The 24,274-nt window shown below is 63.7% G+C and carries 21 protein-coding genes; 12 read left to right on the top strand and 9 right to left on the bottom strand.

The features are described 5' to 3' along the window. Positions 1–83: 83 nt before the first annotated feature. The gene (locus SKZ59_RS04385) at positions 84–1,082 is read right to left on the bottom strand and encodes a fumarylacetoacetate hydrolase family protein (RefSeq protein WP_319990935.1); all 999 of its coding nucleotides are present in this window, start codon (positions 1,080–1,082) and stop codon (positions 84–86) included. Positions 1,083–1,170: 88 nt separating this feature from the next. After that, positions 1,171–1,881: a 16S rRNA pseudouridine(516) synthase gene (locus SKZ59_RS04380; protein ID WP_319990934.1), complete on the bottom strand. Its 711-nt coding sequence runs from the start codon at positions 1,879–1,881 to the stop codon at positions 1,171–1,173. A gap of 256 nt (positions 1,882–2,137) precedes the next feature. On the opposite strand from SKZ59_RS04380, the gene SKZ59_RS04375 reads away from it, so the two are divergent. Further along, positions 2,138–2,527 (top strand): hypothetical protein, encoded by a 390-nt coding sequence (locus SKZ59_RS04375; protein ID WP_072455400.1) that lies wholly within the window; start codon positions 2,138–2,140, stop codon positions 2,525–2,527. A 380-nt stretch (positions 2,528–2,907) separates the two neighbouring features. On the opposite strand, the gene SKZ59_RS04370 is transcribed toward SKZ59_RS04375, so the two are convergent. The 4 genes from SKZ59_RS04370 to SKZ59_RS04355 all read right to left on the bottom strand — a co-directional run bounded on the left by SKZ59_RS04370 (position 2,908) and on the right by SKZ59_RS04355 (position 6,069). Then, positions 2,908–3,909, bottom strand: coding sequence for a S49 family peptidase (locus SKZ59_RS04370; protein WP_072455402.1), 1,002 nt, complete (start codon positions 3,907–3,909; stop codon positions 2,908–2,910). A 40-nt stretch (positions 3,910–3,949) separates the two neighbouring features. Beyond that, positions 3,950–4,327: a Rieske (2Fe-2S) protein gene (locus SKZ59_RS04365; protein WP_319990933.1), complete on the bottom strand. Its 378-nt coding sequence runs from the start codon at positions 4,325–4,327 to the stop codon at positions 3,950–3,952. Then, positions 4,324–4,983, bottom strand: a complete 660-nt coding sequence (locus SKZ59_RS04360) for an HAD-IIIA family hydrolase (protein ID WP_046685951.1) — start codon at positions 4,981–4,983, stop codon at positions 4,324–4,326. The genes SKZ59_RS04365 and SKZ59_RS04360 overlap by 4 nt, the downstream gene beginning before the upstream one ends. A gap of 90 nt (positions 4,984–5,073) precedes the next feature. Beyond that, complete coding sequence (locus SKZ59_RS04355; protein WP_034754116.1) at positions 5,074–6,069, bottom strand: RluA family pseudouridine synthase; 996 nt, start codon at positions 6,067–6,069, stop codon at positions 5,074–5,076. 696 nt (positions 6,070–6,765) lie between these two features. Between SKZ59_RS04355 and SKZ59_RS04350 the strand changes: the two genes are divergently transcribed. The 6 genes from SKZ59_RS04350 to SKZ59_RS04325 all read left to right on the top strand — a co-directional run bounded on the left by SKZ59_RS04350 (position 6,766) and on the right by SKZ59_RS04325 (position 16,450). Next, positions 6,766–9,933 carry an Rne/Rng family ribonuclease gene (locus SKZ59_RS04350; protein WP_319990932.1) on the top strand — a complete coding sequence of 1,056 codons (3,168 nt, stop codon included), beginning with the start codon at positions 6,766–6,768 and terminating at the stop codon, positions 9,931–9,933. Between the two features lie 91 nt (positions 9,934–10,024). Further along, positions 10,025–11,362, top strand: coding sequence for a chromate efflux transporter (gene chrA / locus SKZ59_RS04345; protein WP_319990931.1), 1,338 nt, complete (start codon positions 10,025–10,027; stop codon positions 11,360–11,362). Positions 11,363–11,391: 29 nt separating this feature from the next. Next, positions 11,392–12,513 carry a GTP 3',8-cyclase MoaA gene (gene moaA, locus SKZ59_RS04340; RefSeq protein WP_319990930.1) on the top strand — a complete coding sequence of 374 codons (1,122 nt, stop codon included), beginning with the start codon at positions 11,392–11,394 and terminating at the stop codon, positions 12,511–12,513. Positions 12,514–12,575: 62 nt separating this feature from the next. Continuing rightward, positions 12,576–14,423, top strand: coding sequence for a gephyrin-like molybdotransferase Glp (gene glp, locus SKZ59_RS04335; protein WP_319990929.1), 1,848 nt, complete (start codon positions 12,576–12,578; stop codon positions 14,421–14,423). Between the two features lie 260 nt (positions 14,424–14,683). After that, on the top strand, positions 14,684–15,601 hold the full coding sequence (locus SKZ59_RS04330; RefSeq protein WP_319990928.1) for an MHFG family PEP-CTERM protein: 918 nt from the start codon (positions 14,684–14,686) through the stop codon (positions 15,599–15,601). A gap of 57 nt (positions 15,602–15,658) precedes the next feature. Then, positions 15,659–16,450 carry a hypothetical protein gene (locus SKZ59_RS04325; RefSeq protein ID WP_319990927.1) on the top strand — a complete coding sequence of 264 codons (792 nt, stop codon included), beginning with the start codon at positions 15,659–15,661 and terminating at the stop codon, positions 16,448–16,450. 27 nt (positions 16,451–16,477) lie between these two features. Here SKZ59_RS04325 and rmuC read toward each other — a convergent pair whose 3' ends face one another. Further along, positions 16,478–17,839, bottom strand: a complete 1,362-nt coding sequence (gene rmuC / locus SKZ59_RS04320; RefSeq protein WP_072455416.1) for a DNA recombination protein RmuC — start codon at positions 17,837–17,839, stop codon at positions 16,478–16,480. 4 nt (positions 17,840–17,843) lie between these two features. Next, positions 17,844–18,239, bottom strand: coding sequence for a group II truncated hemoglobin (locus SKZ59_RS04315; RefSeq protein ID WP_034754244.1), 396 nt, complete (start codon positions 18,237–18,239; stop codon positions 17,844–17,846). Between the two features lie 131 nt (positions 18,240–18,370). Between SKZ59_RS04315 and SKZ59_RS04310 the strand changes: the two genes are divergently transcribed. The 3 genes from SKZ59_RS04310 (at position 18,371) to SKZ59_RS04300 (ending at position 20,531) form a co-directional block, all read left to right on the top strand. Then, positions 18,371–19,639, top strand: coding sequence for an MFS transporter (locus tag SKZ59_RS04310; protein ID WP_319990926.1), 1,269 nt, complete (start codon positions 18,371–18,373; stop codon positions 19,637–19,639). Between the two features lie 12 nt (positions 19,640–19,651). Next, positions 19,652–19,999: a GIY-YIG nuclease family protein gene (locus tag SKZ59_RS04305; RefSeq protein ID WP_319990925.1), complete on the top strand. Its 348-nt coding sequence runs from the start codon at positions 19,652–19,654 to the stop codon at positions 19,997–19,999. A gap of 64 nt (positions 20,000–20,063) precedes the next feature. Beyond that, positions 20,064–20,531 (top strand): MarR family winged helix-turn-helix transcriptional regulator, encoded by a 468-nt coding sequence (locus SKZ59_RS04300; RefSeq protein WP_319990924.1) that lies wholly within the window; start codon positions 20,064–20,066, stop codon positions 20,529–20,531. A gap of 3 nt (positions 20,532–20,534) precedes the next feature. Here SKZ59_RS04300 and cqsA read toward each other — a convergent pair whose 3' ends face one another. After that, positions 20,535–21,779 carry an alpha-hydroxyketone-type quorum-sensing autoinducer synthase gene (gene cqsA / locus SKZ59_RS04295; RefSeq protein WP_319990923.1) on the bottom strand — a complete coding sequence of 415 codons (1,245 nt, stop codon included), beginning with the start codon at positions 21,777–21,779 and terminating at the stop codon, positions 20,535–20,537. 163 nt (positions 21,780–21,942) lie between these two features. On the opposite strand from cqsA, the gene SKZ59_RS04290 reads away from it, so the two are divergent. Together SKZ59_RS04290 and SKZ59_RS04285 are read left to right on the top strand one after the other, a co-directional pair. Beyond that, complete coding sequence (locus SKZ59_RS04290; protein ID WP_319990922.1) at positions 21,943–23,262, top strand: HAMP domain-containing sensor histidine kinase; 1,320 nt, start codon at positions 21,943–21,945, stop codon at positions 23,260–23,262. Between the two features lie 3 nt (positions 23,263–23,265). Further along, positions 23,266–24,273, top strand: a complete 1,008-nt coding sequence (locus SKZ59_RS04285) for a response regulator (protein WP_319990921.1) — start codon at positions 23,266–23,268, stop codon at positions 24,271–24,273. The last annotated feature ends 1 nt before the right edge of the window (position 24,274 follow it).

The following is a 24,274-nucleotide window of genomic DNA, read 5'->3' as shown; positions in this document are numbered from 1 at the left end:
GTCAGGACAAGGCGCAGCTCCGAAGACAGTACGAATAGTACGGCGAGGGGCTGCAACGCAGTCATGGCCATTTTCTCGGGTCACTAACGATTTTTCCGCGCTTCCGCCTGCTTCACCGTCTGTTCGATCGCCCCAAACAAGGATTTCCCGTCGTCACCCAGCATTTCCAGGCGAACAACATCACCAAACAGCAGATACGGCGTGCTGGCGACGCCATCGGCGATCATCTCCTGGTTACGTCGCTCAACGATACTGGAAAATCCCTTCTTGACTTCCTTGTTGGCGACGCCGCCCGCACTGACCACGCTGCCGGCACGCGCGTTGCGCGTCTGGCACAGATGGGCGAGCAATTGCGGGTAATTGAACGCCATGTCGGCGCCCGCGTTCGGCTGGCCCGTCAATTTGCCATTCAGGCTGCAGCGCAGGGCGTAATGCACCTTGCCGCCGCGCCAGGCGTCACCGAGTTCGTCGGGCGTGATGGCGACAGGCGAGCAAGCCATGGCCGGCTTCGCTTGCAGGAAGCCGTAGCCGCTGGCCTGTTCGTCGGGCGCCAGGTTGCGCAGGGTGATGTCGTTGACCAGCATCAACAGCTTGATGTTCAGGTGGGCCTGGTCCGGCGTCGAGCCCATGGCCACGTCGTCCGTGATGGCGGCGATGCCGGCCTCGTAATCGATGCCCCACTGCTCGTGCGCCAGGGTGATGGCATCGTGGGCGCCAAGGAAATCGTCGCTGGCGCCCTGGTACATCCTTGGCGCATCGCGCAGATTGGCGGGCGCTTCAAGTCCCGCCGCCTTGCAGGCCCGCTCGATCTGCTGCAGGTAGGACGCCCCCGCCACCCGCAGGCTGCTGCGCGGCAAGGGCGCCATGCAGTTGGCCGGGTCGAACTCGAAGGCGCGATGGCCGCGGCCGCTATTGATGGTCTGGTACAGCAAGTCGAGCTGGGGCGCGATGAAGCTCCAGTCGTCGAGCGCCTTTTGCAGGGTCGAGGCGATGCCATCGGCCAGGTGGGCCGTTTTCAGGTCGCGCGAGACGACAGCGAGCTGGCCATCGCGCGTGCCATCGTTCAGGGTAGCTAATTTCATGTGCGGGAAATTTCGTCAAATGCAGGCAATAGGGGGCTAAAGACGCCAAAAAGCCGGGACATCCCCGGCTTTGACGGTCTGGAGGGATTTACGCCAGCAGCGCGACCTGCTCGGGAGTCAGGTAACACCACTCGCCTTCGGCGATGCCCAGCGATTCCAGGGTCAGGCTGCCGATGGCGGAACGGTGCAGCGCGCTGCAATGGTTGCCGGCGGCGGCCAGCATGCGCTTGACCTGGTGGTACTTGCCCTGCTCGAGCACGATTTCCAGCTGGTGTTCGCCGCGCTTGACGCAGACGAGGGCCGCCAGCGGGGCCGGCTCGTCGTGCAATTGCACGCCGGCCAGCAACAGGGCCACCAGTTCATCGGTCACGGGCTCTTGCGTGGTAGCCTGGTAAATCTTGGGAACGTGGCGCTTCGGCGACGATTGTGCATGGATAAACGGCCCATCGTCGGACATCAGCAGCATGCCGGTCGTATCGTGGTCGAGCCGGCCGACGGGCTGGACTTCGCGCCAGGTGAACTGCTCCGGCAGCAGGGTCAGCACGCCAGGATGATGGCTGGGCTTGCGCGAGCATTCGAAGTTGGCGGGCTTGTTCAGCGCCAGGTACAGGTGCGCGCGGTAGACCCACTCTTCTTCGAACACGTGCAGCACCAGGCCTTCGGTCTCGACGGTGGTGCGGTAATTGGTCTGGGTGACGCCATCGATGACGACATCGCCATCTTCGATGAGGGAACGGCAATATTTACGGGTGCCAAAACCCTGCGATTGCAGGATGCGGTCTAGGGATAATTTACTCATGGGCGTGACTTTACCAGAAGCGGCTGGCAGCGTGAAGCGGCCGCGCGCGCGGCCTGCGCAAGGCCGCCGAGGGCGCACCAGCCTTGCGCATGCACAGATGAGCTGAAGTACAAGGTGAGATTTCGATATAAATGGCCAATTCCTTTGAGCAATATCAAGCGCTCGGAATATCGCATTGATAGACTGAAACTTCGTTAGGAATCCGCCTAACGAGCTTTAGGAATAATAACCAAGCAACGATTCACAAGGACATTGTATGAAGCATACCGATACCATCGCCTTACAAGGCAGCATCGCCGACATGCGCCTGCGCATCGCTACGGAACAGGCGGCCATGCACAAGGTCAGACTCGGCGTGGCGCGCTGGAGCAGCGCCCCGGCGCCGCAGGATGCGGACGCAACGCCATCGCCAGCGAGCCAGACGCATTGGCATGCCGAGGCGCAATGCCATTTCATGTGCTGGCTGGAGCTCGGCGGTTTTGCCCACGCGGATGCGGACGCAAACGCGGAAACCGACAACGTGACGGCGCCCGTCATGGTGGACACGGCGCCCGAGATCAGTTCCGGCGCCAACGCCAGTGCCGGCGCAGCGCAGTCCCGGCAGGCAACCGCCCTGCCCGCGCACTGCAACGGCTGCGCCGTCTGAGCGCCCCCCATCCGACCACCGGCCATGCCCCGCCCTCGCATGCCTGCCTTGCCAGCACGCCCAGCTACAACCTCGAGCAACACTCACCCGTCCGGCACGAACGACGCACAAAAGGAAACGGCGGCATTGCGCCGCCGTTCCCAAGCCCCATCGGGACTTTAGTGAGGAATGTAAATTCACTCAAAACCACATCTGCGATGCGGCGAGTAGTTCCATGACCTGCCAATCAAGTTAGTACTGACAACATAGTTGATATATCGCCCCTCCTTGAAAAGAACTACGCTTTCACTATAGCCCAAGCAGCCCCATTTTCAAGCCAATTTACCACCTTATTGAAAATCATTCTCGATTGGCTTGCCTGCCAGCCAAGAGTGATGTCCTCAGCGCAACGCCGGTTGTGACTGCTGCACGGCTGCCTTCATGGCGCCCGCGCCCATGGCGGCGCCAAACTTTTTCAGCACCCGTTCCGGCAAGCCTTCATGCTGCGTGTAGTCGACGATGTCTTCCGCCTTGACGACGTCGCGCGCCACGCTGTCGACCGTGCCGAAATCGTCGGCCAGGCCCATTTCCACGGCTTTCGCGCCCGTCCAGTACAAACCGGAGAAGGTATCGGCCGTTTCCTTCAGGCGCTTGCCCCGTCCCGCCCGCACCACCTCGATGAACTGCTGGTGGATTTCATTGAGCATGCCTTGCGCATACGCCTTGTGCTTTTCCGTCAGGGGGCTGAACGGGTCCATAAAGCCCTTGTTCTCGCCCGCCGTCAGCAAACGGCGCTCGACGCCGACCTTTTCCATCACGCCCGTAAAGCCGAAGCCATCCATCAGCACGCCGATGGAGCCGACCACGCTGGCCTTGTTGACATAGATGCGGTCGGCGGCGGCCGCGATGTAATAGCCGCCCGAAGCGCACATTTCATCGACCACTACATATAAAGGCTTGTCCGGATAGCCCTTGCGCAGGCGCTGCATCTCGTCGACGATCATGCCGGCCTGCACGGGACTGCCGCCCGGACTATTAATATGCAGCACCACGGCCACGGAGCCGCTATCGGAAAACGCCTTGTCCAGCGCGGGGATGACGACGGCGGCCGAGCCGCTGCCTTCGGACTCGATGGCGCCGTTGATGTCGATCAGGGCCGTGTGGCGGCCCAGGGTTTCGCTGTCGTCGGCCGTGTTGTAGTCATAAAACACCCACAGGGCGAACAGCACGATCAGCAGGCCGAAGACCTTGAAAAAGATGCTCCAGCGGCGGTGCGCGCGTTGTTCTTGCAAAGTGGCAAATACCAGCTTTTCCAGCACGTCGCGCTCCCAGTTCCCCGCAGGGACGCCGTGGCCGGCGGCTGGCGCGCTACTGTCCAGCTTGTCATTCGTGTTATCGCTCATGATTCACTTTGTTTAAATTGCAATAAAGCCTGCCCCGGCCTCAGGCCGGCAGCGGCTGGACATACTCGTCGGGTTGCCAGTACAGCCGGCCATCGCGTTCGGCCACGGCGATCGGACGCAGGCGCCCTCCCTTGCAGGGGCCGCCCGCGCACAAGCCGCTTTCCGGCACATAGATGGCGCCATGCGTCGAACACATCAGGTACAAGCCGCTGGACTCGAAAAACTCGCCTTCGGCCCAGTCCAGTTCGATCGGCACGTGGGCACAGCGGTTCAGGTAGCCATACGCCTTGCCGCCATGGCGCACGACAAAGCCCGTAGTCGCTTCGCCGCCGGCAGCGACGGGAAAGCGCACGCCCTTGCCACCATCGGCCACGGCATCGGCCGCACAAATCAACACTTCCGCAACATCAGTCATCATGCGTGCTCGCTCAGCCATTGATGCAGGTCGGCCACCGTGGCGGCCGAATACAGGGGATTGCAAGCTTGCAACTGCGCCACCGGATGCGCTCCATACTCTACGGCAATACCTGCCGCGCCTGCATTGCTTGCCATCAATAAATCATGGCTGGTGTCGCCGATCATCACGGTACGGCGCATATCCTGCCCCAACTCGCGCGTCAGTTCCTGCAGCATGGCCGGATGGGGCTTGGAAAACGTTTCATCGGCGCAGCGTGTGGCATCGAACAGGGACAGCAGCTTGACGGCATTCAGGGAGCGGTTCAGGCCGACACGGCTCTTGCCCGTGGCCACCGCCAGGAAATACGCCTGCTGCGACAGTTCCTGCAGCATCTCGTGTACGCCAGGAAACAAGGTCAGCTCATGGTCGCGCGACAGGTAGTGATAGCGGTAGCGTTCGGCCATGCGCGCATGGAATTTCGGCTCCACGTCGGGCATCACCAGCTGCATCGCTTCCTGCAAGCCCAGGCCGATCACGTGCGAAGCGAGCAACTCGGTGGGAATGGGCAAGCCGAGGTCTTTGGCCGATGCCTGGATGCACTTGACGATGGTCGAGGTACTGTCTATCAGGGTACCGTCCCAATCGAAGACGATCAGATCAAATTGCTTTCTTGCCATGTTTCCCGACAGCATAGCCGCCGGCTCCTTGAGAATGAATGATGGCGACTGACTACCTTATGAGTAGTGTCGCGCGCACGCGCTGCATACTTATCGTGCGGCAACGGCCAATGGTTTGCCCAAGCTTACCAAGAAACGCTCGCATTCGGCAGCCAGCGGTGCGTTCAGGGTCATCGTCTTGCCCGTTTCCGGATGCGTAAACGTGATCTGGTGCGCGTGCAGGAACATGCGTTTCAGGGCACCGCGCGTGCTGTCGGCCTTCAACAGGGCACGGTTGAGGGCAAAGTCGCCATATTTATCGTCGCCGGCGATGGGGAAACCGGACGAAGACAGGTGTACGCGGATCTGGTGCGTGCGTCCCGTCTTCAATTCCGCTTCCAGCAAGGCGAAGTTGTGATATTTATGCAACAGTGAAAACACCGTGTGCGACGCCAGGCCATCGGCCTGCACGGCCACCCGGCGCTCGCCTTCGGCCGTCGTATATTTATGCAGCGGCAACTTGATATGCTGGCGCGCATTCTTCCAGTCGCCGGCTACCAGCACCAGGTAGCGCTTGTCGGTGACGCCGTCGCGCATCTGCTCGTGCAGGTTGGTCAGCGCCGTGCGTTTCTTTGCCAGCAACAGCAGGCCGGACGTGTCGCGGTCCAGGCGGTGCACCAGTTCCAAAAACTTGGCGTCGGGACGCGAAGCGCGCAATTGCTCGATCACGCCGAACGACACGCCCGAGCCGCCATGCACGGCCACGCCGGCCGGCTTGTCGATGACGAGCAGCTGCGCATCTTCGAAGATGATCTTGAATTCGGCGGCCGGCGCGCCCGTAGGGGCCTTTTCGGCCACGCGCACGGGTGGAATACGCACCACGTCGCCGGCGGCGAGACGGTACAGCTGATCGATACGGCCTTTATTAACCCGCACTTCTCCCGATCGCAAGATCCGGTAGATGTGGCTTTTAGGCACTCCCTTGCACACTCTTAATAAGTAGTTGTCGATGCGCTGGCCTGCTTCTTCCTCGGCGATCGTTACGAATTGGGCTTGCGGCTGAACCGGGGGTGTTGAAGGGGGAACAACATCATTTTGACTCTTCATTTACTATGTCTTCCCAGAAATCTCTCTAAGTCCTTCATTTTGAATATATAATTGTTTTTGCTGCGGCCCTGGCTGCTGCGAGTGTAAGAATAAAAGCACATTTTACACAGGGGCGTCTCCACCGGCCTCGCCAAATTGCAAATTCGGTGGAAAAAAATGTATATGCACCATCCCTGCGCGAATCAAGGTTGCACCGTAGTTGTAATCGGATAACGCGTGGAGATGCTGAAGTGAGTGTGGGATTATAAGGATAAGTACCCGTTAGCGCGACTTATCGAGTCGGGCTCGCGGGTTGATGAAGTTGATAACGCTTGCCGTTTTCGCCAAACCCCGTATGTGGCCAAATACTGAGGGTTGTCGATGATAGGCTGAGGCCAAGCCTCGCCATCGCGATCCCTGTAATGAGCCGGCTAACGATTTTGGCTCTGAATTTGCTGACCACTTGCATTCTCTGCCCCCGATGCAGTTCATTCTCATCCGGGCTGTTTCAGATGAGTTGCAAGTGTCCTGTGCACTCGGCATGACGATCGACCTCACCGCGCCTGTTGCGGCCGTAACGTATACCTCGTACGCGTTGTTGCTCCGCACGCCTGGGCATTTCCCCCGCCAGCACTCCCGTTCTCGCATATATCCCTGTACTTCGCCGCTTCCCCGGAAGCGGCTTTGAGATGGCCTACGGGTCGCGGAGTTATAAAAATGAAACGCATGTTGTTTAATGCCACGCAGCAAGAAGAACTGCGCGTAGCGATTGTCGACGGACAAAAACTGATCGACATCGATATCGAGACAGCCGGGCGCGAACAGCGCAAATCCAACATCTACAAGGGCGTGATCACGCGCATCGAGCCTTCGCTCGAAGCGTGCTTCGTCAGCTATGGCGAAGACCGCCACGGCTTCCTGCCTTTCAAGGAAGTTGCCCGCACGTATTTCCGCGAAGGCGTCGACGTGCGTAACGCTTCCGTCAAGGAAGCGCTGCGCGAAGGCCAGGAAATCATGGTGCAGGTGGAGAAGGAAGAGCGCGGCAACAAGGGCGCCGCCCTGACCTCGTTCGTCTCGCTGGCTGGCCGTTACCTGGTCCTGATGCCGAACAACCCGCGTGGCGGTGGCGTATCGCGCCGCGTGGAAGGTGAAGAGCGCCAGGAATTGCGCGAAACCATGGATAAACTGGACTTGCCTGCTGGCATGTCCGTGATTGCCCGCACGGCAGGCATCGGCCGCAACGTCGATGAACTGCAGTGGGACTTGAATTACCTGATGCAACTGTGGCGCGCCATCGAAGGCGCCGGCAAGTCGGCCAACGGCGCTTTCCTGATCTACCAGGAATCGTCGCTCGTCATCCGCGCCATCCGCGACTACTTCCAGCCCGACATCGGCGAGATCCTGATCGACACCGACGAGATCTACGACCAGGCGCACCAGTTCATGAGCCACGTGATGCCCGACATGGTGCACCGCGTAAAACGCTACAGCGACGACGTGCCGCTGTTCTCGCGCTTCCAGATCGAACACCAGATCGAAACGGCGTACAGCCGCACCGTGCCGCTGCCATCGGGCGGCGCCATCGTTATCGACCATACCGAAGCGCTGGTCTCCGTCGACGTCAACTCGGCCCGCGCCACGCGCGGCTCGGACATCGAGACGACCGCCTTCAACACCAACTGCGAAGCGGCCGAAGAAGTGGCCCGCCAGCTGCGTCTGCGCGACTTGGGCGGCTTGATCGTCATCGACTTCATCGACATGGAAGTGGCGAAAAACCAGCGCGAAGTGGAACAGCGTCTGAAAGATGCGCTGCACCATGACCGGGCCCGCGTACAAATGGGCAAGATCTCGCGCTTCGGCCTGATGGAACTGTCGCGCCAGCGCCTGCGCCCTTCGCTGTCCGAAGGTTCGCACGTGACGTGCCCGCGCTGCTCCGGCACCGGCCACATCCGCGATACGGAATCGTCCGCCCTGCAGGTGCTGCGCATCATCCAGGAAGAGGCGATGAAGGAAAACTCGGCCACCATCCACGTGCAAGTGCCCGTGGACGTGGGCGCCTTCCTGCTCAACGAAAAGCGCGGCGAAGTGCTGAAGATCGAGAACCGCCACCGCATCGCCGTGATCCTGATCCCGAACAAGCATCTGGAAACGCCACACTACAAGCTGGAACGCATCAAGCACGACGACCCGCGTCTGGAAGACAGCCAGGCCAGCTACAACCTGGCGGAAAGCGCTGAAACCGACATGGCTTACAGCAAGCGCCAGAAGGAAGAAGCCAAGCCGCGCCAGGAAGCCGTCGTCAAGACGATCACGCCTGACCAGCCGGCACCGCTGGTCGAGCGCAAGCCCGTCGAAGCGAAACCGGCTCCAGTGGCCGCGCCTGCCGCACCACAGGGCCTGATCGCCAAGATCATCAGCTTCTTCACCGGCGCTCCGGCACCGGTGGCGCCCGCACCTGCTCCTGTCGCACCAGCCAAGCCGGCCGGCGCCGACCGTGGCGACCGCAACAGCCGTGGCCCGCGTGGCCGTGGCCGCAACGGCAAGCCTGGCCGCGAAGAACGCGAACCAGGCCAGGGCCGTCCAGCTCAGGACGATGCAGCGAAAGAAGCGGAAGCACTGGAAAAAGCGGCCCGTCCGCCACGTCCACCGCGTCCGCCACGCGAACCGCGTGAAGCGCGCGAGAACGGCGATACGGCGGCAGCACCGCGCGAACGCGGCGAACGCGGCGAACGTCCTGAACGCGCCGAGCGTCCGGAACGCGCGGAACGTCCAGAGCGCGCCGAGCGTCCGCCACGCCAGCCACGCGAAGCGCGCGAACCACGCGCCGACAAGGCTGTTGTTGCTGAGGTGAAAGCTGAAGAGCTGGCACTGGTTGGCGCCACCGCCAGCGCAGTCAACGTCGTCGTGCCGTCAAACGGTCCTGAATCCGACGCCGCACCGGCGAACCTGCTGAAGGCGCCAGCAAATGCCGGTCCTGAAGGCGAAGAGACGGAAACCGACGTGGAAGGCGAAGAACCGCGCCGCCGCCGTCGTCGTGGTGGCCGCAACCGCAACCGCCGCGACCGCGAAACGGGCGAGCTGATCGAATCGGCAAACGGTGAAAACGAAGGCCAGGACGCACCAGTGATCAGCTTTACGGTCGCTCCGGCGCCGGAAGCTGCAGCTGATGCCGCTCCGGCCGCCGTCGTGGCCGCCGCCGCTGTCGTCGCCGTTGCCGCACCAGTGGAAGCTGCATTGGATGCCGCTCCTGCCGTCGTGGCTGAAGTCGTGGAAGTGGTCGAAGTGGTGGAAGTGGCCAAGGTTGAGGAAGCCGCCTCTGCCGCTGAAGTGATCGTGCCGCCAGCCCCTGTGGAAGCCGTCGTTGCTGCAGCGCAAGCTGAACCAGCCGCTGGCGAACCAGCACCAGCTGCCGAGTACAGCTTTGCCGAGAAAGCGGAAGCCGCACCGGCGCCTGCGCCTGCTCCAGCGGAAGTCATCGTCGAAGCGGCGCCAGTCGTGGAAACGGCAGCTGCCGTGGAAACCGTCGCCGTGGCTGAAGAAGTTCCAGCAGCAGCGCCAGTCGCCGAAGCGGCGCCAGCCGTGGTGGAAGCTGCCCCGGTGGTTGCCGAAGCGGCTCCCGCCCCTGCTCCCGTGCCTGCTCCGGCACCAGCGCCAGCGCCTGTCGTTGCTCCTGCTCCTGCTCCTGCTCCTGCCGCGCCGCTGGACTTGAGCGCGGTGCTCGGTTCGGCCGGTCTGACCCTGGCTGCCACCGATCCGGAAAAACTGCGCCTGGCGCAGGAAGCGGCCGCCAAGGCAGTCGCTCCGGTCCGCAAGCCACGCGAACGCAAGCCATTGCCGCCGCAATCGGATGAGCCGTTGATCCAGGTCAACACGCAACGTCCATAAGCGCGCCGGGTTCGCCCAGCCGCCAATGATAAAAGGGGAAGCTCAGGCTTCCCCTTTTTTATGTCCACTTTTTTGCTGCCATCCACCCGCCATGCACGAGAACGCCAACCTGCCTCCCGCCCCCGTCAGCCTGCGCAGCGCCTTCTGGTACTGGCTCAAGCTGGGCTGCGTCAGCTTTGGCGGCCCGGCCGGGCAAATCGCCATGATGCATGCGGAGCTGGTGGAAAAGCGGCGCTGGATTTCCGAGCAGCGTTTCCTGCACGCGCTCAATTACTGCATGCTGCTGCCGGGGCCGGAAGCGACCCAGCTGGCCATCTACATCGGCTGGCTGATGCATCGCACGCGCGGCGCCCTGGTGGCGGGCCTGCTGTTTTTGCTGCCCTCGCTGCTGGTGCTGATCGCGCTGTCCTGGCTGTACATGGCGTATGGCCACGTGGGCGCCATCGCCGGCGTCCTGTACGGCATCAAGCCGGCCGTCGTCGCCATCGTGCTGGCGGCCGCCTGGCGCCTGAGCCGGCGCACCTTGCGCAGCCCCGCTCTGATCGCCATCGCGGCGGCCGCATTTGCCGCCATCGCCGCGCTACAGCTGCCATTTCCGCTGATCGTGCTCGCCGCCGCTTTGCTCGGCATGGCGGGCGGGCGCTGGCTGCCGGACCACTTTCATTCCAACGGCGCGTCGCATGGCGGCGCGGCCCGCTACGGCACAGCCCTGATCGATGACGACACGCCGACGCCGGACCACGCGCGCTTCCGCTGGCCGCGCCTGCTTGGCACGGCTGCCGTGGGCCTGGCGCTGGCCTTCTTCGTCTGGCTGGGCCTGGCGCTGGCGGGCGGCACGGACCAGCCGCTGGCGCAGATGGGCGTGTTTTTCAGCAAGGCGGCCCTGCTCACGTTCGGCGGCGCGTATGCCGTGCTGCCCTACCTGGTGCAGGGCGCCGCCGACCACTACCACTGGATCACGAGCGCGCAAATGATGGATGGCCTGGCGCTGGGCGAAACGACGCCCGGCCCGCTGATCATGATCGTCGCCTTCATCGGTTTTGTCGGCGGCTGGAGCCATGCCGTGACGGGTGAGCAGCTGTGGCTGGCGGGCGTGTGCGGCGCGCTCGTCGCCAGCTGGTTTACTTTCCTCCCCTCGTTCATCTTCATCCTGGCCGGCGCGCCCCTCGTGGAAGCGTCGCGCGGCAATCTGCGCCTGAGCGCGCCCCTGACGGCCATCTCGGCGGCCGTGGTCGGCGTCATCGCCAGCCTGGCCCTGTTCTTTGGCCACCATGTCTTCTGGCAAACAAACCCGCTGCCGCACTGGGACTGGCTGGCGATTGCCATCGCGCTGGCGGCCGGCGTGGCGCTGATCCGGTTTCAAGTGGGCACCATCAAATTGCTGCTCGCCTGTGCCATCCTCGGCCTCGTGCTATCGTATCTGCCTTGACCGATTTTACGTAAGTGGCATGACCTTTCATGGCTGACAAGATTATCTACCTCGCCGAAGCCCGCAATGGGGCACCGGCGATCCCCGCACGGCTGGAAAGTCCCAGCGGCAACGTGGCCGACAGCCTGGGCCGGCCCCTGCACGACTTGCGCATCTCGATTACCGACCGCTGCAATTTCCGTTGCGTGTATTGCATGCCGAAGGACGTGTTCGACAAGAACCACGTGTATCTGTCGCACACGGATTTGCTGTCGTTCGAGGAAATCACGCGCATCGCGCGCCTGTTCGTTGAACACGGCGTGGAAAAGATTCGCCTGACGGGCGGCGAGCCGCTGTTGCGCAAGAATATCGAAAAGCTCATCGCCATGCTGGCCGCGCTGCGCACGCCGTCGGGCCAGCCGCTGGATCTGACCCTGACCACCAACGGCTCCTTGCTGGCCAGAAAAGCGCAAGCGCTCAAGGATGCCGGCCTGAACCGCGTGACCGTGTCGCTCGACTCGCTCGACGACGCCACCTTCAAGCGCATGAACGACGTCGATTTCGCCGTGGCCGACGTGCTGCACGGCATCGATGCGGCGCACGCGGCCGGCCTGGGTCCCATCAAGATCAATATGGTCGTCAAGGCCGGCATGAACGAGCAGGAAATCGTGCCCATGGCGCGCCACTTCAAGGGCACGCCATATATCCTGCGCTTCATCGAATACATGGACGTGGGCGCCTCGAACGGCTGGAATTTGCAGGAAGTCATCCCTTCGGCCGAAGTCGTGCGCCGCATCGCCTCACACATGCCCTTGCTGCCCATTAACCCGAACTACACGGGCGAGACGGCGGCGCGCTGGCGCTATGCGGATGGCGGCGGCGAAATCGGCCTCATTTCCAGCGTCACCCAAGCGTTCTGCGCCGACTGCAGCCGTGCCCGCCTCTCGACCGAGGGCAAGCTGTACACGTGCCTGTTCGCCAGCAGCGGCCACGACCTGCGCAGCCTGCTGCGCGGCGGCCATAGCGACGCGGAAATATCCTCGGCCGTGGCGCAGTTGTGGCGCGGCCGCGGCGACCGCTATTCGCAATTACGCACCAGCCAGACGGATTTGACGGGCGGCACACTTGAGCACGGTAAAAAGAAAGTGGAAATGTCGTACATCGGCGGCTGAATCCGGGGCGGCGCACGCCCCGCGCTGCTACCATGGCGCATGCACCAATTTCCCTACCTGACATGATCAACAAACACGACATTACCGGCCTGATCCTGGCCGGCGGCCTCGGCACGCGCATGGGCCAGCGCGACAAGGGCATGCTGCCCCTGCATGGCCAGCCCCTGGCCCGCCACGTGCTGCAGCGCCTGGCACCGCAAGTGGGCGAACTGGCCATCAGTGTTCACGCCGATGCCGGCGATTACGCGCGCTTTGGCCTGCCCGTGTGGCCCGATGCGCTACCGGGCCAGCTGGGGCCGCTGGCCGGCCTGCACAGCGGCATGCGGCACGCCGGCACGCCCTATCTGCTCACCGTGCCGTGCGATTCGCCCCTGTTGCCGTCCGACCTGGCTGCGCGCCTGACGGCCGGTTTGATCGACAACGATGCCGACCTGGCCATCGCCGTCACCGAGGAGACCGACCCGGCGACGGGATCGGCCGTGCGCCGCCCGCATCCCGTCTTCTGTCTCGTCAAGACTGCCGCCCTGCCCCAGTTAGACTCGTATCTGCGCAGCGGCGAGCGCCGCATGCGCACCTGGCATGGCCCCTTGAAACTGGCTGAGGTGCTCTTCGAGAACCATGGCGCGTTCGGCAACATCAATACGCCAGACGAGCTGGCCGCCCTGCAGGCGCAAGGCTTGTCCGTGCCGATGGCGCAAGCCATCCTGGCCGACACGGTCGTGCCCGTCACCGAGATCGAGGAACTGGCGCTGCCGCAAGCGTTCGAACGCATCCTGGCCGCCGACATCATCTCGCCCATCAGCGTGCCCGCGCACGACAATTCCGCCATGGATGGCTATGCCCTGCATGGGGCCGACCTCGGTGGCGACGCACCCGTGACCCTGGCCGTGGTCGACACCATCCTGGCCGGGCGTCCCGGCACGGTCAACGTCGGGCGCGGGCAATGCGCGCGCATCATGACGGGCGCCGTCATGCCGGACGGCTGCGACAGCGTCGTGCCGCAGGAACTGGTGCGGCACACCAGCGAGCACAGCATCACCATCGCGCCGGACTCCATCCGCCCTGGCGACAACCGCCGTTTCAAGGGCGAAGACTTGATGCAGGGCCAGCCTGCGCTGCTGCAAGGCAAGCTACTCGGACCGGCCGAACTGGGACTGCTGGCATCACTCGGCATCGCCACAGTGCCCGTGCGCCGGCGCCTGCGCGTGGCCTTCTTTTCCACCGGCGACGAATTGCGCTCGATCGGCGAGCTGCTCGACGCGGGCTGCATCTACGACAGCAACCGCTACACCCTGCTGGGCATGCTGACCCGCTTGGGCTGCGAGGTGCTCGACATGGGCATCGTCAAGGACAATCCGCAAGCGCTGGAAGCTGCCCTGCGCGGTGCCTGCGCCAAGGCTGACGTCATCGTCACCTCGGGCGGCGTGTCCAGCGGCGCGGCCGATTTTACGCGCGAGATCCTCGCCCGCCTCGGTGACGTGGCCTTCTGGCACATCAACATGCGCCCGGGCCGCCCCATGGCCTTTGGCCGGATTGCCAGCGAAGGCGACACGACCTTGCTGCTGGGCCTGCCCGGCAATCCCGTGGCCGTGATGGCGGCGTTTTATTTCCTCGCCCGCCCCACCCTGCTGCGCCTGATGGGCGCCGATGCGGACACGTCCACCCTGCCACTGCTGCAAGTGGCGGCGCAAGCGCCCATCCGCAAGAAACGGGGCCGCACGGAATACCAGCGCGGTATCGTCGAACGCGACGCGGACGGGCGCCAGCACGTGCGCGTGACGGGTGCGCAAGGCTCGGGTATCCTGCGTTCGATGACGCAAGCCAATTGCATGATCGTGCTGCATGAAGCGCAAGGCCACGTGGCGGCCGGCGACCTCGTCGACGTCGTGCTGTTCCATGGGCTGATCTAAGCAGCTCCCGCTTCCCTTCTCCTGAACGGCCCGCCCTGCGCGGGCCGTTTGCATTTCCCCATTGCAATCAATTCCCCTGCGCGGCCGATGCTCGCCTATCGAGATAAAAATATCAATCATTTCTCCTTAAAACAAATCAATAAACACAACACTAATTGCAATAATTTTATTTATTAGTTGATATTGAAGTTTCTTCGGTGATAACATTCGAACTCATACAAAAAAGTTCAATTTTGATATTGTTTTCACGAGGAACAACAATGAGACACAGCTCATGGATCGCGGGAGCCAGCTTGCTGGGTACGGCCTGCCTGCTTGCCACCTTGTCCCTGGCGCCCTTGCCCGCCAGCGCGAAAGGCATCGCGCGCGCCGATGTGCTCGATAACTGCAACTGGAATCGTCCCGGCGTCGACCCGTTCATGGGTGACGTGGTGGCGGCCGTGGACCGCTATACGGATATCGCGCCGCCCGTACGCGAACAATTGAAGGAGCGCATGCGTGCGCGCCAGTACGATGAGATCGTCGTGATCAGCCGCGACGCCATCCGCGGCAAGGGCAATTACAACGCGCGCATCAGCGACATGCATTTCGGCCCGGGTCGCGTTTGCCGCAACGTCACGCGCGCGGGCTGGAACGAGCAGATGCAGGAACGGGGACTCGTGTATTGCGTGCAGGGCCAGTGCATCCTGGTGCCGACGATCTGCCGCAACGTCAGCCGTATCACGCAAGCGCCCGCATCAGCGCCGCCAGCGGCCGGTGCCGCTCCCGGCGGTGCGGCACCCGTTGCCGCCGCGCCCGCCGCCCCGGCAGCGGCAGGCGTACCACTGATCGACAACCCCGACGCCTTGCGCGGCGGTTCCTTCACGGGCGGCGCCATGCCGCCCGAGGTGGCCAGCATTCCTTTCCTGCCCTTCGATTATGTGCGTACCGTCGGCGGCATCACGTCGCCGGCCGGCATGGGCGGCGGAGGTGGTGGTGGTGGCGGCAGCGGCCGGCCGCCGGACCAGGGCAGCAGCATCATCGTGCCGCCCACCGTGATCATCCCTACCTTGCCACCGACCGTGCCGACCGTCTTGCCGGCCGTGCCGGAACCGCAAACCTGGGCCATGCTGCTGGCGGGACTGGCGCTGACAGCCTTCGGCGCCAGAAAACGCCTTGCCAGCAAGCATGCCGCTTGAGGCGTAGCCAGCCGTATGCGGACTTGTTACTATGGTGCATTCCAGACAAGGACCGCCATGCCCGACATCGATAGCCGTTCGACACGTCTCGTTGCACTGCGCAACGAAGGCCGACACGCGGAAGCGCTGCCGCTGCTGCAACAGCTGTTCGCCGAGGCCGGGCAAACCCTGAATCCGGCAAGGTCGAGCTATTTCATTGTCATGCTGGAGTGGAAGTTTTTGGCCGAGGCATACGCGCCAGCGTACGCCGCCCTGCAGGCGGAGCGTGATGCGCAAATCCAGTTGCTGCTGTCGGGCCAGCATGATTTCGGCCACCACGACAGCCGCGCGCCACAGGCAGGCAGCACGTTTGGCCGCAGGTCGCGCTTCTCTCTCATCGCCGAGATGAACGACACGCTGGGCGATGCCCGCTCCACCGCCGACCTGTTCGCCCAGCTGGACGCCAGCGCCCCCGAACTGGCGCCCCAATACGCTTGGCAAGCCCTGCCAGCTGTTGTCGAGGCGGGCAATTTCGCGCTCGCGGACCGCTATCACCGCGCCCCGCTGGAGCACCTCGATATGGTCAATGCCCTGTCCGCCAGCCTGCCCCTGTTTCCTGCGCCGGGCACGCCGCCGCGCCTGGCGGCGGAGTTGATGAATCTGGTAAAAGACGTGCGGATCGCCGCTGCCATACTGCGTGGACAAGGGCAAAGCGCCGAGGCGGACGCACTGGGCGCTGCCTTGCTTGCCGGCCTGGCGAATGACGCCATGCGGACACTGGCACAGCGCGAACTCGATGCGCCGGGCAGCATCACCGCTGAACTAGTCAACCATCAGATGGCGCAAGAACAGCAAGACCAGCAGACTTAGCCGGCCGCTGCGGCGAACGAAGCGGCGCTATTCGGCATCCGCCTTACCCAGCAGCAAGGCGGCCGCCTCGCCCGGCAAGGCTTCCACGGATTTCAATTTGCGCGCCATCTGCCGGCTGCGCACTTCCGCGCTTTCGATATTCTTCGCCGCCTTTTCCAGGGTCAACCGGGTTTGCGACAGCACCTCGCCGAACTTGCCGAATTCCGTCTTGACGGCGCCCAGCACCTGCCACACTTCGGACGAGCGCTTTTCCAGCGCCAGGGTGCGGAAACCCATCTGCAAGCTGTTGAGCAAGGCCGTCAGAGTCGATGGCCCGGCGATGCTGACCCGGTGCACGCGCTGCAATTCGTCGGCCAGTCCCGGGCGGCGCAGCACTTCCGCATACAGCCCCTCGGTAGGCAGGAACAGGATGGCAAAGTCGGTGGTCAGCGGCGGCGCCAGGTATTTCTCGGCGATGGTTTTCGCTTCGCCCCGCACGGCCCGTTCCAGCTCGCGTCCGGCCAGGGCCACGCCGTCGGCATCGGCCCGCTCGGCCGCCTCGACCAGGCGCTCATACTGTTCCTTGGGGAATTTCGCGTCAATCGGCATCCAAACGGGCGGCCCGCCGTCGACCATGCCCGGCAGTTTCAAGGCGAATTCCACGCGCGCGCCGCTGCCCGGCAAGGTTTCCACATTCTTCGCGTACTGGTCGACAGTGAGTACCTGCTCCAGCAGCATTTCCAGCTGCACTTCGCCCCACGTTCCCCGCGTCTTGACGTTGGTGAGCACCCGCTTCAAATCGCCCACGCCCAGCGCCAGCTGCTGCATCTCGCCCAAGCCCTGATGGACTTTTTCCAGCCGCTCCGACACTTGCTGGAACGAGGCGGACAGGCGCGTTTCCAGGGTCGCGTGCAGTTTCTCGTCGACCGTCTTGCGCATCTCTTCCAGACGCGCGCCATTGTCGGCCTGCAAGTCGCGGATCTTGTTTTCCAACGTGGCACGCACTTCCAGCATGCGCTGGGCATTCGATTCCGTCAGTTGCGCCAGAGTTTGATTGGTACTCTCGGCAAAGCGCGCCAGGCTTTGCGCCTGTTCTTCGCGTCCGACTTTGCCCTGCGCCTGCATCTGCGTGCGCAGGCTGTCGAGCTGTTGCAGGGTCGCCGCCTGGAATTGCGCCAGGCCCGCCGCCAGGTCTTGCCGCGTGGCCTGTGCCGAGGCCTGCAGCTGCAGCCGCACTTCGCGCTCGACCCGGTCGATGCGCTCCAGGCTTTGCTGCTGGTGCTGCTGCACCAGGGCCAGGGTGGTGGCGCCATCGCCAGCCGCGCCACGCGGGCGCAGCAAGATCAATAGCAACAGGACGATGGCGACGATGGCGGCGCCCAGCAGGCTGTAGAACTCGATTGGGCTCATGGGATCAGTCAGGTTTGTTGCGCATCCAGTCGGCCGTCTGATAGAACGATTCCATCAGGCGCACGCGCAAGGACTCTTCGATACCCGTGTCTTCCATGGCCCAGGCCATGGCGCGCAGCCACTGGTCGCGTTCGCTGGTACCGATGGCATACGGCAAATGACGGGCGCGCAGGCGCGGGTGGCCGAATTTCTCGATATACAAATCCGGTCCGCCCATCCAGCCCGTCAGGAAAAAATACAGCTTGTCGCGCGAGCCGTCCGTCGACGGCGGATGCATGACGCGGATGCCGGCGAACTCGGGCTCGAGCTCCATCAAGTCATAAAAACGGTCGACCATTTCGCGCAGCACGGGGGCGCCGCCGATGGTCTCGTACAGGGTGGGGGCAGTGGTATCAGTCATGGCCGCCATGATAGCGCAAGCGCTGGCGGCCCATGCGGCGCCAGCCCCCTCTGCCACAATAAATGGCAATATACTTGACTAATCAAGCTTTTATCAAATATCATGCAATTTTTAACGAGAGATAAAACAGCATGTCAACCGCCGTCCAACCTCCTTTGCTACGCAATACCAATTTCCGCTGGCTGCTCGGCGGCGGCCTCGTGTCGATGCTCGGTGACCAGTTCAGCATGCTGGCCCTGCCTTGGCTGGTGCTGAGCCTGACAAACGATAGCCTCAGCCTGGGCATCGCCGTGGCCCTGATGGGCGCGCCGCGCGCCGTGCTCATCTTGTTGGGCGGCACCATCGCCGACCGTTACTCGCCCCGGCGCGTGCTGCTGCTGAGCAAATATGCGAACGCCGCCATCCTGCTGGCACTGTCCGGCCTGCTGATGCTGGACCAGGCCAGTGTGGCGCTTGCGTATGCGGCCGCGCTGGCGCTGGGCGTCGCCTCCGCCTTCGGCATTCCCGCCGGCACCGCCATCCTGCCGCAAGCCGTGCCGCCGCAAGTGCTGCAAACGGCCAACAGCCTGCAGATGGGCGCGCGCCAGTTGTCCTTGCTGGCCGGCCCGCTGCTGGCGGCGCTCGTGCTCGGCGCCCGCGATGGCGGGCAGCAAACCGGCATGGCGGCGCTGGCCGCCGCCTTTGCCATCGATGCGCTGACGTTTCTGTTCTCGGCCTGGACCTTGCGGCAAGTCAGCCTGCGGCCACTGGCAGCGGCCACGGCGGCGCAAGGCATGTGGCGCGACATGGCGGCGGGCCTGTCCATGGTGTGGCGCGACATGGCCTTGCGCAGCTGCTATGCCTACTGGGCGGTGGTGGCGTTCTTCGTCATGGGTCCGCTGCAAGTGGCCCTGCCCGTACTGGCCAGCGAGCGCCTGCACGGCGCCTCGGCGCTCGGTTTGCTGATGGGCGCGCACGGCGCCGGTACCCTGGCCGGCATGCTGGCGTCCAGCCTGGGTGGCGCCTGGCTGCGCCGCCGCTTCGGCGCCACCCTGCTCGCCGTTGACGCCATCGTCGCCATCCTGCTGATGGCGCTGGGGCAAATCGATACAGCCTGGCAAGGCGCGGCCTTGCTGGCCGTCACGGGATTGCTGGGCGGCTACGTGCAGGTGGCCATCTTTACCTGGATACAGCGGCGCGTGGCGCCCGCCATGCTGGGCCGGGCGATGGCGCTGTTCATGGGTATCTTCCTGGGACTGGCGCCGCTGTCGGCAGCGGCCACGGGCGCGCTGCTGCGCCACCTGAGCGTGGGCGAACTCTTCTGCGCCGGCGGCGCCCTGCTGCTGGCCGCCGCCATCGCCGCCGCCCTGCTCACCGATATTGCGCGCATCGCAAGCACCGATTACATCACCCAAGCTTGAGGACGTCTCACCATGGATAAAACACAGCAAGCTGCCTTGAAAGCAGCTTACCGGCAACAAGCACCCGCGCTGGGCATCATCGCGCTGCGCCACCTGCCCAGCGGCCGCACCCTGCTCGAACGCAGCCGCAATGCGCCCGGCGCGCTGAACCGCCACCGCTTCGAGCTCGCGCTGGGCTCGCACCGCAATGCGCGCCTGCAGGCGGACTGGCGGCGCGATGGCGAGGTGGCTTTCCGCTTCGACATCATCGACACCGTCAAGCCATCGGCCGATCCCGGTTTCGACGCGGACGCAGAACTGGACGCCCTGCTGGCGCTGCACCAGGCGCAGCTGCTGGAGCAGGGGCAATCACGCTATTGAGCGGCCATGCTTTACACTTGCGCACTCACGCACTACGCACCATGCAGCAAATGAAAAGGATGTCATGACCGATCTCACTCCCCCGCCGCCGGACGGCGGCAGCGCGCTGGACTTTTGCCTGCGCCTGGCGCGCGCCCAGGCCATGCTCGTGCGCCGCTTCGACAGCACCCTGGGCAATCTGCATGGCTTGAGCTTTGGCGATTATCAATTGCTGTACCACTTGCAGCGGGCACCTGGCGGACGCCTGCGCCGCATCGACCTGGCCGAGCGCCTGGCGCTGACGGCGTCCGGCATCACGCGCTCGCTGATGCCGCTGGAGAAAATCGGTCTGGTGGCGCGCCAGGCCGATGCGCGCGATGCCCGTGTCGGCTACGCCGCCATCACGGCCGCGGGACTGGAATTGCTGGCGCATGCGAATACGACGGCGCAGGCGCTGGGCCAGGAATTGCTGGGTAATGCCAGCGCGGAACAGCTGGCGCCCCTGTCCCTGCTATTGAACGGCATCGCCGGCAACCAGCCCGGCCAAGTCTGAGGTCTACACCAGCGCCAGCTTGCGCAGGCGCCGCGTCGATGGCCAGCGCGCCATGCCCGTCTCGTCGCGGATGGCGGCGCAGGCGGCCAGCACCCTGGCGCACTCGTCCTCGCGCAAGCCCGCATTCAGGGTCAGGCGCACCAGCGAGCGGTTTTTCGGCGTGGCCGGCGCGCAGAAGACGGCGCCGTAGATGCCATGCCGTTCCAGCGCCTTGCGCAGGATCAGGGTATCGGGTTCGCTGCCCGCTTCCAGCGCGATGATCTGCTCGGTGCCGTCGCTGACGTTGTAGCCCAGATCCATCAGCCCCTGGCGCAGCTGCACGCTGTGGCGGTGCAGCGCAACGCGACGGCCATCGGCGGCGCGGATGAAATCGAGCGCCGCATCGAACCACGCCAGCTCGTGCTCGAGCAGGCAGGAGCTGAAGATGGCGGGCCGCGAAGCGGACAAAAAATATCCCTTGAAACGGGCCGAACAGGTAATCAGCCCGGCCCGGCCCGCAAACGCCTTGGCCAAGGACGCCGTGCGGAAATGCACGCGCTCGGCCAGGCCCAGCTCCACCACCAGCCCCGCGCCCTGCGGGCCGTGCGTGCCCAGCGAGTGCGACTCGTCAACGATCAGCATGCTGCCGCTGCGCTCGGCGATTTCCACCATCTCCAGCAGCGGCGCCACGCTGCCATTCGTGCTGTACAGCGCATCGACGATGATGATGCCGGGGCCATGCTTGTCGATCTGGCGCTGCAGGTGGGTGCCATCGTTGTGCAGAAAAGCAACAGGCACGGCTTGCGCCGATTGCACGCCTTCCCACAGCGAAGCATGGGCCTGCATGTCGAGGTACACGGGGATGCCGGGCCCGGCCAGGCTTTGCAGCAAGCCCACATTGGCGGCCCAGCCCGACTGCGCCAGCACGCACGCTTCACTGCCCAGATAGTCCGCGAATTTTTGTTCCAGCCGGTGCTGGCGGCTGCCTTCCTGCAGGAAGACGGACGACATCAGCATGGCGCCCCCGCCCTGCAAGACGCGCGCCTGGGCCGCCAGCAGCGCCGCCTCGCCGGCGATGTTCAGGTAATCATTACCTGCCAGCATGACCGCACTGGCCGGCATGGCTTGCCATTCATGCAAATGCTGGCCGCCAAGCAGCTTCTCGATGCGCTCGACGTAATGTTCATCCATGCGCGCACGCACGAAGGCGGGCATCCGTTGTTCGGCGTGGATGGCGCGGGACGACAGGGGGGAAATGGCGTTTAACATAGGAACTCCTGATTGGTTGCGAGGGAACTACCGCATCCAACATGCGCGAGCCATCGGGCAAGAGTTTGATACAGCTCAACAGTTATGCCGATATCCTGCTGATACAGAGGGAACCCGCCGATCATGTTGCATTGACACGCCTCAACGAACGCGCCCCCTGATCATGAAGCATGCGCAGTCCCCTTCCGGAAAACGATGGCAAGGCAAGCTGCTCCAGCCTTTCCTGCATTTCCACGACGCCATCGAACATACGCCTGTGCGGCGCGCACAGGTGCGTAAGCTGGCGCTCATCGGTGCGCTGGGCATGCCCCTGTACTACGCGCTGTGGCATTATTTTTTCCCGCAGGAATATGAATCACCGCTGCTGCGCATCGTGGCGGCGCTGCTGTTCCTGCCCGCGCTATGGCCCGACCGCTTCAGCAATACCTGGTTCAGCGTCTACCTGTTCCTGGGGCTGACCTTCGAACTGCCATTTTTCTTCACGTACATGTTCCTGATGAACCATGCCTCGACCATGTGGGTGCATTCGCTACTGGTGGCGCTGGTCGTGCTGTTTCACTTCGATACGCGTATCGCCATACTCGCCTACCTGAGCGGCACCCTGCTGGCCTGCCTGGCGTTTGCCGTGGCCGGCGATCCCGCCTTCCTGCTCAGCGGCGACGTCTTGCAGCAATTGCCCGTGCACTGGTTCACGATTGCAGTGCTGTCCGTGGTCAAGGTGGGGCGCAACGTGGGCGCGCAAGAGAAACTGGCCGGGCTGGCGGCTGGCCTGGGCAGCGTGGCGCACGAATTGCGCACGCCCCTCGTCAGCGTCGAGGCGAACGTGCGCGGACTGCAGCGCGGGCTACAGCAAAACATGCAAGACCAGCCACCTGACGCGGCCAGCCTGGAAGCGCTGGCGCGCATCCAGTTCGAAGTGCGCCATATGCACCACATGATCGATCTGTTCCTGCTCAGTGCCAGCGCCGTCAACCGCAAGCTCGAAGCGAATGAAGCGGTGGCCATGCACGACAGCGTGGCGGCCGTGCTGCGCCGCTATCCGTTTACCAGCACGGCCCAGCGCGACATCGTCAAGGTCGACGTGCGCGCCGATTTCACGTTTCCCGGCCAGTCGGAACTGTGCGTGGTGATCCTGCTCAACCTGCTGCGCAATGCCTTGAAAAGCATCCACCGCGCGGGCAAGGGCCGCGTGCGCATCATCATCGATGGCGCCCATCCCGTGCCGCGCCTGCTGTTCATCGACACGGGCTGCGGCATCGCCACCAGCCGCCTGCCGCTGATCTTCGACCGCTTCTATTCCTATCCCTCGCACAACGGCAGCGGCATCGGCCTGGCCCTGTGCCGGCAAATCATGCAAGCCTGGCAGGCGCGCATCCGCTGCGTCGCGCGCGAAGGCGCCTACGCCATCTTCGTGCTGGAATTTCCCCAGCCCCTGCCCGTGCCCACGCACAACCGTTTTCCATCCATCCACCGCGCGAGGTGACGCATGCAACTGCCCGTCTACACCCATCCGACCCTGACCGTACTGATCGACGACAGCGATTCCTTCCTGAAAAGCCTGGCGTTCCAGCTCGATCCCGGCCTGGCGCGCAAGACTTTTCACGACACCAGCAGCGCCCTGCACTGGCTGCGCCAGAGTGCGCAACCGGGCGAAACGCCGCTGCACGTGAACTTCGACACGCAAAACCTGCCGCCCGACCAATGCAACGTGGCGCTCGATATCGAACGCATCTGGCGCATCAGCGGCCAGGCGCAGCGCTTTGCCGTGCCCTCCGTGCTGGTGGTCGATTATTCGATGCCGCAGATGAATGGCCTGGAATTTTGCGAGGCCGTGCGCGATCTGCCGTGCAAGAAGATTTTATTTACGGGGGCGGCCGATGAAAAAGTGGCCGTGACGGCCTTCAACCGGGGCTTGATTGACCGCTACATCAAGAAAAGCGACGACGATGCGCTCGACATCCTGGAACAGGAAATCGTGGCCTTGCAGCGCGAATTCTTCCTGCAGCAAACGGAGACCGTGCGCGACTTGCTGATGCTGCACGATTACACTTTCCTGCAAGACGAGGCGCTGGCCGCCGTCGTGCACGAGCTGTGCCAGCGCCATGGCTTTGTCGAATACTATATTTTCCCCAATCCCAGCGGCATCCTGTTCTTCACGCACGACGGCCACGCCAAGCTGATGATCATCGAGACGGAACGCAGCCTGCACACGCAATATGAAATGGCGCGCGACAGCGACGCGCCCGAGTCATTGCTGCTGGCGCTGCTGGAAATGCGCGTGATCCCGTATTTCTCCGACGCCGACAGCGACGGCATGTACGCGGCGCAGATCGGCGAAAACTGGTTCCGCTACTGCGCCGCGCCCACCATCTGCCTGGGCCGCGTGACGTATTTCTGGGCCCTGTTCGACGTGCCGGCGCACCAGCTGGGGCAAGCAGTCATGTCCTACTCGCAATTTTTGCGCGCGGGCGCGGGCGACAGCGTCAGCGCTTAGG

Source organism: Janthinobacterium sp. GMG2, from assembly GCF_033949445.1.
Classification (GTDB): Bacteria; Pseudomonadota; Gammaproteobacteria; order Burkholderiales; family Burkholderiaceae_D; genus Janthinobacterium; species Janthinobacterium aestuarii.
Note: the sequence above shows the minus strand (reverse complement) of the source record. Positions and strands in the feature narration are given on the sequence as shown.

Excerpts from the sequence above, each read along its gene's own strand:
- rmuC (WP_072455416.1), bottom strand. The coding sequence starts at position 17,839 with ATGAGCCCAATCGAGTTCTACAGCCTGCTGGGCGCCGCCATCGTCGCC.
- cqsA (WP_319990923.1), bottom strand. The coding sequence starts at position 21,779 with ATGTTAAACGCCATTTCCCCCCTGTCGTCCCGCGCCATCCACGCCGAA.
- SKZ59_RS04355 (WP_034754116.1), bottom strand. The coding sequence starts at position 6,069 with ATGAAGAGTCAAAATGATGTTGTTCCCCCTTCAACACCCCCGGTTCAG.
- SKZ59_RS04300 (WP_319990924.1), top strand. The coding sequence starts at position 20,064 with ATGACCGATCTCACTCCCCCGCCGCCGGACGGCGGCAGCGCGCTGGAC.
- SKZ59_RS04315 (WP_034754244.1), bottom strand. The coding sequence starts at position 18,239 with ATGACTGATACCACTGCCCCCACCCTGTACGAGACCATCGGCGGCGCC.
- SKZ59_RS04290 (WP_319990922.1), top strand. The coding sequence starts at position 21,943 with ATGAAGCATGCGCAGTCCCCTTCCGGAAAACGATGGCAAGGCAAGCTG.
- SKZ59_RS04310 (WP_319990926.1), top strand. The coding sequence starts at position 18,371 with ATGTCAACCGCCGTCCAACCTCCTTTGCTACGCAATACCAATTTCCGC.
- SKZ59_RS04360 (WP_046685951.1), bottom strand. The coding sequence starts at position 4,983 with ATGGCAAGAAAGCAATTTGATCTGATCGTCTTCGATTGGGACGGTACC.
- SKZ59_RS04350 (WP_319990932.1), top strand. The coding sequence starts at position 6,766 with ATGAAACGCATGTTGTTTAATGCCACGCAGCAAGAAGAACTGCGCGTA.
- SKZ59_RS04370 (WP_072455402.1), bottom strand. The coding sequence starts at position 3,909 with ATGAGCGATAACACGAATGACAAGCTGGACAGTAGCGCGCCAGCCGCC.
- SKZ59_RS04365 (WP_319990933.1), bottom strand. The coding sequence starts at position 4,327 with ATGATGACTGATGTTGCGGAAGTGTTGATTTGTGCGGCCGATGCCGTG.
- SKZ59_RS04330 (WP_319990928.1), top strand. The coding sequence starts at position 14,684 with ATGAGACACAGCTCATGGATCGCGGGAGCCAGCTTGCTGGGTACGGCC.
- moaA (WP_319990930.1), top strand. The coding sequence starts at position 11,392 with ATGGCTGACAAGATTATCTACCTCGCCGAAGCCCGCAATGGGGCACCG.
- SKZ59_RS04385 (WP_319990935.1), bottom strand. The coding sequence starts at position 1,082 with ATGAAATTAGCTACCCTGAACGATGGCACGCGCGATGGCCAGCTCGCT.
- SKZ59_RS04285 (WP_319990921.1), top strand. The coding sequence starts at position 23,266 with ATGCAACTGCCCGTCTACACCCATCCGACCCTGACCGTACTGATCGAC.
- SKZ59_RS04380 (WP_319990934.1), bottom strand. The coding sequence starts at position 1,881 with ATGAGTAAATTATCCCTAGACCGCATCCTGCAATCGCAGGGTTTTGGC.
- SKZ59_RS04305 (WP_319990925.1), top strand. The coding sequence starts at position 19,652 with ATGGATAAAACACAGCAAGCTGCCTTGAAAGCAGCTTACCGGCAACAA.
- glp (WP_319990929.1), top strand. The coding sequence starts at position 12,576 with ATGATCAACAAACACGACATTACCGGCCTGATCCTGGCCGGCGGCCTC.
- chrA (WP_319990931.1), top strand. The coding sequence starts at position 10,025 with ATGCACGAGAACGCCAACCTGCCTCCCGCCCCCGTCAGCCTGCGCAGC.
- SKZ59_RS04325 (WP_319990927.1), top strand. The coding sequence starts at position 15,659 with ATGCCCGACATCGATAGCCGTTCGACACGTCTCGTTGCACTGCGCAAC.
- SKZ59_RS04375 (WP_072455400.1), top strand. The coding sequence starts at position 2,138 with ATGAAGCATACCGATACCATCGCCTTACAAGGCAGCATCGCCGACATG.